The sequence below is a fragment of the Slackia sp. genome (assembly GCF_977041755.1).
Genome location: NZ_CDRRGL010000082.1, coordinates 1 through 9011 on the forward strand (window position 1 = coordinate 1; position 9011 = coordinate 9011).

Consider the following 9011-nt stretch of genomic DNA (forward strand, 5'->3'; position numbering starts at 1 on the left):
CAAAAGCGTCTGCGATTCAACGAAAGGAATCCTATGTCTCGCAAGCCTTTAATTGCCGGCAACTGGAAAATGAATAAGACGCCTGCCGAGAGCGTGGTGCTTTCCCAGGGCATTTCCAATCGCTATTCTCGCAAGTGGAACAAGGTTGACGTGGTGCTATGCCCGCCGACAATTGATTTGCGCTCGGTGTTCACGGTGCTCGATTTCGACAAGTCGAACATTGACGTGGGTGCTCAGAACTGCCATTGGGAGCCTTCGGGCGCTTTCACGGGCGAGACGAGCATTCCCATGCTCAAGGATGTGGGAGCCGCTTGGTGCATCGTGGGCCATTCGGAGCGTCGCGAATATTTTGGCGAAACCGATTCCATGGTGAACAAGAAGGTTCGCGCGCTCGCCGAATCGAGCTTCAACGCCATCGTGTGCGTCGGTGAGAGCCTTGCCGTGCGCGATGCGGGCGATGCCGTTCGTTTCGTGTGCGACCAGGTACGCGCCGCGCTTGCTGGCCTTGACGCTCACGAAGCTGAGTATTGCACGATCGCTTACGAACCCATTTGGGCTATTGGCACGGGCCGCACCGCGACTCCCGAGCAGGCTGAAGAAATTGCTGCGGCAATTCGCGCTACCGTTGCCGATTTGGTAGGCGAGCAGGCCGCAGCGAATATGCGCGTGCTCTACGGTGGCTCCATGAAGCCCGAAAACGCCGACGGTTTCATGGCGTGCCCGAATATCGATGGCGGCCTTATTGGCGGCGCGTCGCTTAAAGTTGAGGATTTCTGCGAGCTTGTCGAAATCGCCTCTGGCTACGCCGAATAATTCGATACCACTCTTTGAAAAACGAGCAGAAATCCCGGCGCCTTTGCGGTTGCCGGGATTTTTGCAAGGGGGATAAGGCAGTCGCGGCCCGTTGGCCGCAATGTGATACGCGCTTTTGCGCGGGAAAGAGGAACTATGCAAACGCTGCATACGCCAGCCCTGCTTGTGATTATGGACGGCTTCGGTTTGGCGGAGCCTGGTCCGGGCAATGCGATTTCCCTCGCGAACACTCCGTATTTGGATGCGCTTTTGGGCGAAGCCCCCATGTGCAAGCTCGAAGCATCGGGTGAGGCTGTGGGCCTTCCTGCAGGCCAAATGGGAAATTCCGAAGTGGGCCATTTGAATATTGGCGCTGGTCGCGTGGTGCACCAGGAGCTCTCTCGTATCAATATGGCATGCCGCGAGGGCTCCATTCGCGAAAATGCCGTGCTCAATGCGGCGCTCGATGCGGCGAAGGCTCCTGGCGCTGCGCTACACCTCATGGGCTTGCTTTCCGATGGTGGCGTTCATTCCTCTAACGAGCATCTGTATGCGCTCATTGAGCACGCGGCCGCTTATGGCGTGAGCGATATTCGCATCCATTGCTTCATGGATGGCCGCGATGTGCCGCCTGCGAGTGGCAAGGGCTATATCGAGGAGCTTGAACAGTTCATCGCTGAAAAAGGTCTTGCGAGCGTGGCGAAGATCGCTTCGATTTCAGGGCGCTATTACGCGATGGACCGCGACAAGCGCTGGGAGCGCGTGCAAAAGGCCTTCGATGCCATCGTGTGCGCCGAACCGTGCAGCGATATTTCCGCCGATGCATTCATGCAAGCTTCCTACGATAGCGATGTGACCGACGAGTTCGTGGTGCCGGGCGCCCTCGATGCGCGTGGCGTGCTCGATGGCGATGCGGTTGTGTTCTTCAATTTCCGTCCAGATCGTGCCCGTGAAATCACGCGTGCGATTGTCGATGCCGATTTTGACGGGTTTGTGCGTGCACGCGCACCCAAGGTGAGCTTCGTGTGCATGACGGAATACGACCCTTCGATCAACGCCCCCATCGCATTCCCGAAAACATTCCCTGAAAACGTGCTCGCCGATGTGCTTTCTGCCGCTGGTTTGCGCCAGTACCATATCGCCGAAACCGAGAAGTATGCGCATGTCACGTTCTTCTTGAATGGTGGCATTGAGGCTGAAAAGGAGGGGGAGCAGCGTACGATTATCGCGAGCCCGAAGGTTGCGACCTACGATTTGCAGCCCGAGATGAGCGAACCCGCTGTTGCCGACACGCTTGCCGCGGCGATTGAAAACGACGAAGCCGACGTGTATATCGTGAATTTTGCTAATCCCGACATGGTTGGACATACGGGCGTTATTCCCGCTGCGGTTACCGCTATCGAGGCGGTCGATGCGGGTGTTGCGAAGGTTGTTGAAGCGGTGAAGGCCAAGGGCGGTTTCGCGCTCGTTACCGCCGATCACGGCAACGCAGACAAAATGATCGCCGACGATGGCACGCCGCATACGGCCCATACGACGGCACTCGTTCCGTTCGCTCTGGCCGATGGCACAGGTGCTGGCCTCAAGCTCAATGGAGAGCAAGGCGCGCTGTGCGATATTGCGCCGACGCTTTTAGCTGCTCTGGGTATGGAATCGCCGAAGGAATTCACGGGCCGTAGCTTGCTGGCGTAAGGCTCTGATTACTGCCGTTCCCCGCCGGAGGCGTGTTGCCGGGGTACGGCTCGCTGCCGGGGCGTCTGCGCTGCTCGATTTTCTATGGCTCTTGTCGAATTCCGCGCGTGGAATCGCGATTCCTCTTTCACTCTATCGTGCGATAGTGCTATAGTGGTGTAACCCGCTTGCAACACCTTTGATGCCGAGGCTGCCCGCTTCGGCATCTTTGTATTATGGAAGGATTCCGCGCATGATCGCAATTGTCAAACCTGGAACGCCAAAAGAAGGTGTGGCGCAACTCTGTGAAATCATCGAGAGCAAGGGCGTCTCGACGTCGGTTATCGAAGGCGCGAATCAGACCATCATCGGTTTGGTTGGCGATACGACTCGCATTGACCCGTATTTGCTTGAATCGAACAGCATGGTCGAAGCGGTTCGCCGCGTGTCCGAGCCTTTCAAGAAGGCGAATCGCAAGTTCCACCCCGACGATACGGTCATCGAGGTTGGCGGTGTGAAAATCGGCGGCAAGGGCAATTTCGCCGTCATGGCCGGTCCTTGTTCGGTCGAAAGCGAAGAGCAATGCATGGTCATTGCCGAGCAGGTCAAAAAGCACGGTGCCGCTATTTTCCGCGGCGGCGCGTTCAAGCCCCGCACGAGTCCCTATTCCTTCCAGGGCATGGGCAAAGAGGGCCTCGACATCCTCTCGAAGGTAAAGCGTGAGTTCGACATGCCTATCATTACCGAAATCATGGACGCTCGCGACCTTGATCTTTTCAATGATGTCGACATTCTTCAGGTGGGCGCGCGAAACATGCAGAATTTCTCGTTGCTCAAGGAACTCGGCCGTTATGGCAAGCCCGTACTGCTCAAGCGTGGCATGTCGGCTACAATCGACGAGCTGCTTATGAGTGCCGAATATATCATGAGCGAAGGAAATGACCAGGTCATGCTCTGCGAGCGCGGCATTCGCACGTTCGAGACGCGTACGCGCAACACTTTTGACGTGAGCGCCATTCCCGTGCTTCGCGAGCTTACCCATTTGCCCATTATCGCCGACCCGAGCCATGCGACGGGTTATACCCGCTTCGTGACGCCCGTGGCGTGCGCCGCGACCGCCGCTCAGGCCGATGGCCTCGAGGTTGAGGTGCACCACGACCCCGCCCATGCAGCCTCAGATGGTGCTCAGGCGCTTTTGCCCGAGCAGTTTGAAGATATGATGCGTCGCGTTGGCATCATTCGCTCTGCCGTTACCGCGGAATGGTAGGTCGCGATGTCTGAAACTGATCGAACCCCTAAACGAGTTGGCATTGTCGGCCTGGGCCTTATTGGCGGCTCGTTCGCTAAAGCATACGCCGATGCTGGTATTGAAGTTTTTGCTGCCGATATCGACGAACGCGCCATGAACGCCGCTATGGCGGAAGAGACGGTCGCAGGCCCGTTGGATGAAGCGACAATTCCAACGTGTGAACTGCTGATTCTTGCGGTGTATCCTCAGGCGATTATCGAATGGGTGCGCTCGCATGAGCAATTCATCTCGCCATCAACGCTCGTTATCGACTGCGGAAGCGTGAAGCGCAGCGTGTGCCCGGTGTGCTTCTCCATCGCGGAGCGTCGTGGCTTTACGTTCATTGGCGGCCACCCCATGGCGGGCCTGCAATACTCGGGCTATCGTCATGCACGTGCCGATTTGTATGCCGGCCAGCCTATGGTGCTCGTGCCGCCCGAGATTTATGATCCCGATATTATTCTGTGGGCCGAGGAAGCCTTGTCGCCTGCGGCGTTCGGGTCGTTCTCGATTACCACCGCGGCAAAGCACGATCAAATTATCGCGTACACCTCGCAGCTCGCCCATGTGGTGAGCTCCGCTTTCATCAAAAGCCCCACCGCACAAAAGCATCGCGGTTTTTCCGCTGGCAGCTATAAGGATCTCACTCGCGTCGCCGAGCTCAATGCCGATATGTGGACCGAGCTGTTTATGGACAACGCCGACAATCTTACCGAGGAAATCGGCGTTGTCATAACGGAGCTTGGGCGCTATCGCGACGCGCTATCGCGCGGAGATGAAGCCGAACTGCACGCCTTGCTCGAGCAGGGGTCGATTGCTAAACGCAAGGCCGATGGCCGGTATTCTGACGCGCGCGAAGGCGGCGTGCGATGAGTGTGATCAAAGTCGATGCCGCGTCGCATAGCTACGATGTTTTCGTCGATGAATTCACGCTCGATCAACTTGGCGAGGTGTGCCGAGACGTGAGTGGGGGAGACGCCTGCTGCATTGTGAGTGACAGCAATGTCGCCCCGCTCTACCTCTCGCGCGCGAAAGCGAGCCTCGAGGCGGCGGGCTATACTGTATCGAGCTTCGTTTTCGAGGCGGGCGAACAGTCGAAAACGCTTCATACCTATGCTCGGGCTCAGCAGGCTTTTGCGCATGCGGGCCTTACGCGCTCGTCGCTCGTCGTCGCTTTGGGCGGCGGAGTTGTGGGCGACTTGGCGGGATTCGCGGCTGCCACCTACATGCGCGGTATTCGGTGCGTTCAGGTGCCTACCTCGCTTCTGGCCTGCGTCGATTCGTCGGTCGGTGGCAAAACGGCGGTTGACTTGCCCGAAGGCAAAAATCTCGTGGGCGCGTTCTTCCAGCCCGATGCCGTGCTCATCGATACGTCGCTTCTTGCAACGCTTCCCGAACATTTCCTCATTGACGGCTGCGGCGAGGTTTTGAAATACGGCGTGATTTTCGATAAGGAATTGTTTGCGCAGCTTGAGGCATGTTCTGCGAGCGATATGCGCCTGCCCGAGGTGATTGGGCGCTGCGTTGAGTTGAAACGCGACGTGGTGGTTGCCGATGAAAAGGAAGCGGGCGCTCGCCAGCTGCTTAACTTTGGGCATACATTGGGCCATGCGATTGAGAAGCTGTCGAACTTCACGGTGACGCACGGGTTCGCCGTCGCGTGCGGCATGGTGCTCGTGGCGAAGGCGAGCGTTGCGCGCGGGTGGCTTTCCGCCGTCGATGCCATGCGAATCGAATCGACCGTGCGCGCGTGGGGGCTTCTTGCTGAAACTGAAGAGCCCGCGAGCGCAATATACGAGGCGGCTCATGCCGATAAGAAACGCCATGGCTCCACGATGAACGTCGTCGTGGCGAGCGAAATCGGAACGTCGCGCATCGAGACTTTGACGCTCGACGATTTCCGCGCATTCGTTCATGATGCATGTGTATAGCGATTCAAACCTGTTAAACGCTACGAGCATTTAACAGGTCGCAGGTCCTAACAAGCCTGATCGGTACAGGGCGAAATGGAACAACGTGCCAGATGGCACCAACGACAGGAAGGCGGGGCGCATGGCTTCGCGCATTGGAAAAAATATCAGCGTGTCAATTTTCGGGCAAAGCCACTCCGCCGGCATCGGCTGCGTGGTTGAGGGCATACCTGCCGGAAAGAAGATTGATCTCGATGAGCTGCAGGCGTTTCTTTCGCGTCGAGCGCCAGGCGGCATGCCGTGGTCGACTCCCCGCAAAGAAGCCGATCTTCCTGAATTTTTGGGCGGCTTGGTCAATGACGTCACGTGCGGCGCGCCGCTTGCGGCCCTTATTCGCAATACGAATACAAAAAGCTCCGATTACGACGAGCTGCGCCGCGTGCCACGACCAGGCCATGCCGACTACGTGGCGAATATGAAATTCCACGGCGCGCAAGACGTTTCGGGTGGCGGCCATTTTTCAGGTCGCCTTACCGCTCCTTTGTGCATCGCGGGTGGCATTGCGATTCAGCTGCTGCGCGATGAGGGGGTCGAAGTCGGTGCCCACATCGCGCGCATTGCGGGCATTGCCGATGATGCGTTCGCGCTTCATGGTCTCTCGTCCACCGACGTTCACGTGGCGCATGCGAAGACGTTCCCTGTTCTCAACGACGCACAAGGCGAGCGCATGATTGCCGCCATCGCCGAAGCGTGTGAGGCGGGCGATAGCGTTGGCGGCGTTGTCGAATGCGCTGCCACGGGGATGCCTGTCGGCGTAGGCGAGCCGATGTTCGACGGGGTCGAGAACGCCGTCGCCCGCATGCTGTTCGGTATTCCCGCAGTAAAGGGCGTTGAATTTGGGCGCGGCTTTGATGTGGCTGATATGCGTGGCAGCGAGAACAACGACGGTATGCGCATTGTAGATGGACGCGTCGTGTTCGAGTCAAACAATGCCGGCGGCGCGAATGGTGGCATTACGACGGGCGAACCTGTGGTTGTGCGCTGCGCGTTTAAGCCCACGCCGTCAATTTCGCGTGCTCAGCACAGCATTGATATGCAGGCGGGCACGAACGAGGGCCTTTCTGTACATGGCCGCCACGATCCGTGTGTCGTTGTGCGCGCGGTGCCGGTCGTTGAGGCCGCGGTCGCGCTTGCTTTGTATGATTTGCTTTTGGGATCGAGGATGGACTAATGACCTCGCAGGAAACGAACACGACGCCCGTCGTCGATCTTTCGGTTTCGCGTGCGCGCATCGATGAGATTGACGCGCAGATTATTGAGCTGTTCGAACGTCGCATGCATATCGCCGCCGATGTAGCGGCTTATAAGCGCGCGACGGGCAAGCCCGTGCTCGATAAAGCGCGCGAGACGGCGAAAATCGACAAGGCAACCGAGCTTGCGAGCGATGAGTTCAAGAAATTCATTCCACCCCTGTTCAGCATGATGATGGAAATGAGCCGCGCCTATCAGCATTCGCTGCTTGATGACGGCTCGCAAGGCGTGGTGCCTGCCGCTATCGACGAGGTCGCCGAACTTCCTGCTGCCGCGCATGTAGCGGTGCAGGGCGTCGAGGGCGCCTATCAACACATTGCATGCCGCGAGCTTTTTGACGATCCCGATATCGTTTTCGTGCCCACGTTCGACGCCGTGGCCGATGCTGTGGAAGAGGGGCGCGTCGAATATGGCATTCTGCCGCTTGAGAATTCAACGGCGGGTACGGTCGATCGCGTATATGACCTGCTTTACAAGCGCGGTTTGTACATAGCGCGCGCCATTACGCTGCGCATCAACCACGATTTGCTTGCGAAGCCTGGCGTTGAGGAGTCGGATATCGTCGAGGTGTTTTCCCACGAGCAGGCATTGCGTCAGTGCGCCGATTTCATCGCGCAAATGCCCAATGAGGTAACCTCGACCGCCTGCCGCAACACGGCGATGGCGGCGAGTTCTGTGGCGAATAGCGAGCGACGCGATGTCGCGGCGATTTCTTCGACTGCCTGCGCCGAGCTTTACGGGCTCAATGTTCTTCAGCACGCCATTCAAGACGAAGCCGATAATTTCACGCGCTTCATTTGCGTGGCGAAAAAGCCGCAGCTCGTGGGCGTGCCGGAGCGAAGCTCGCTTCTGCTTATCACGCCGCACGAGGCGGGCGCTCTTTTCCGTGTGCTTTCCCGCATCGCGGCGCTTGGAGTGAATATGCTGAAACTTGAAAGCCGTCCCATTCCCGGCAGCGAATTCGAGTTTATGTTCTATGTCGATATCGAGTGCACGCCGAACGATGCCGCGTTCGACGAAGTAATCGCCCAAATCGAGCCGCTTTGCGATTCTCTCGCCTATCTTGGCAGCTATGCAGAGGTGTCGGCGTAAATGGTTGGCGATATTCTTTCTATGGCGCTGGGCCGATACGTGTTTTGACGCCCGCGCGGATTCTTTCGGCTCCCGCGCGGGCACGTGGCGAAACATAACGCCGCCGACCAATGGTGAAATTCGCGCCTTGTTGCGGCGCATTCTATGAAGGAGTACAAATGGCTGTCTCTCAAACGAAACCCGTATACGGATTGCTTGGTCGAAAGCTCGGCCACAGCTACTCGCCGCGCATTCATGCGATGCTGGGCGACTATGAATACCGTTTGCACGAAGTTGAGCCCGACGACGTCGCCGCCTTCATTCGCGAAGGCGATTTTGCGGGGCTGAACGTGACGATGCCGTACAAAGAAACCGTGATGGATTTGTGCGACAAGCTTACCGATGCTGCTAAGAAAATCGGAAACGTGAACACCATCGTCCGCCGCGAAGATGGCACTTTGCTTGGCGATAACACCGACTATTACGGGTTCTCCCATTTGCTTAATGTCGGCCACATGAACGTGACCGACCGCAAAGTCGTTGTGCTTGGCACGGGCGGCGCGGCGAAAACGGTGCATGCCGTGCTTACCGATCGCGGCGCGTCGGAGATTGTCATGATCTCGCGCACGGGCGAGAACAACTACGAAAACATCGCACAGCACTACGATGCGCGTTTCATCGTGAACACAACGCCCGTGGGCATGTTCCCTAACTGTCCCGATTCTCCCATCGACCTCGAGCCGTTCGCGCGCACGGGAGAGTTGCGCGAGGGTCGCGCCGATGGCTTGTTTGGCGTAATTGACGTGGTATATAACCCGGCTCGAACGGGCCTCATGCTTCAGGCCGAAAAGCTCGGCGTTCCCCATATAAGTGGCCTGCCCATGCTCGTCGCTCAGGCGAAGGCGGCAAGCGAGCTGTGGCAGCACAAGCAAATCAGCAATGAAATCGTGAACGAGATTGTCGAGAAA

At 57.9% G+C, this 9011-nt stretch carries 8 protein-coding genes; all 8 read left to right on the forward strand.

The window, feature by feature from the left end:
• Positions 1 to 33 precede the first annotated feature (33 nt).
• Positions 34 to 813 (forward strand): triose-phosphate isomerase, encoded by a 780-nt coding sequence (tpiA, locus tag ACWI8T_RS06735; protein ID WP_419073384.1) that lies wholly within the window; start codon positions 34 to 36, stop codon positions 811 to 813.
• 135 nt (positions 814 to 948) lie between these two features.
• Entirely contained in the window at positions 949 to 2484 is a 1536-nt protein-coding gene (gpmI, locus tag ACWI8T_RS06740; protein ID WP_449138385.1) for a 2,3-bisphosphoglycerate-independent phosphoglycerate mutase, read from the forward strand.
• Between the two features lie 232 nt (positions 2485 to 2716).
• Positions 2717 to 3730 carry a 3-deoxy-7-phosphoheptulonate synthase gene (aroF, locus tag ACWI8T_RS06745; protein ID WP_449138386.1) on the forward strand — a complete coding sequence of 338 codons (1014 nt, stop codon included), beginning with the start codon at positions 2717 to 2719 and terminating at the stop codon, positions 3728 to 3730.
• A gap of 6 nt (positions 3731 to 3736) precedes the next feature.
• The gene (locus ACWI8T_RS06750; RefSeq protein ID WP_449138387.1) at positions 3737 to 4624 is read left to right on the forward strand and encodes a prephenate dehydrogenase; all 888 of its coding nucleotides are present in this window, start codon (positions 3737 to 3739) and stop codon (positions 4622 to 4624) included.
• Entirely contained in the window at positions 4621 to 5682 is a 1062-nt protein-coding gene (aroB, locus tag ACWI8T_RS06755; RefSeq protein WP_449138388.1) for a 3-dehydroquinate synthase, read from the forward strand. The genes ACWI8T_RS06750 and aroB overlap by 4 nt, the downstream gene beginning before the upstream one ends.
• Before the next feature lie 121 nt (positions 5683 to 5803).
• Positions 5804 to 6892: a chorismate synthase gene (gene aroC / locus ACWI8T_RS06760; RefSeq protein ID WP_449138389.1), complete on the forward strand. Its 1089-nt coding sequence runs from the start codon at positions 5804 to 5806 to the stop codon at positions 6890 to 6892.
• On the forward strand, positions 6892 to 8064 hold the full coding sequence (locus ACWI8T_RS06765; RefSeq protein ID WP_449138390.1) for a bifunctional chorismate mutase/prephenate dehydratase: 1173 nt from the start codon (positions 6892 to 6894) through the stop codon (positions 8062 to 8064). The genes aroC and ACWI8T_RS06765 overlap by 1 nt, the downstream gene beginning before the upstream one ends.
• 158 nt (positions 8065 to 8222) lie before the next feature.
• On the forward strand, positions 8223 to 9011 hold a 789-nt coding region (locus ACWI8T_RS06770), incomplete at its 3' end, for a shikimate dehydrogenase family protein (RefSeq protein ID WP_449138391.1).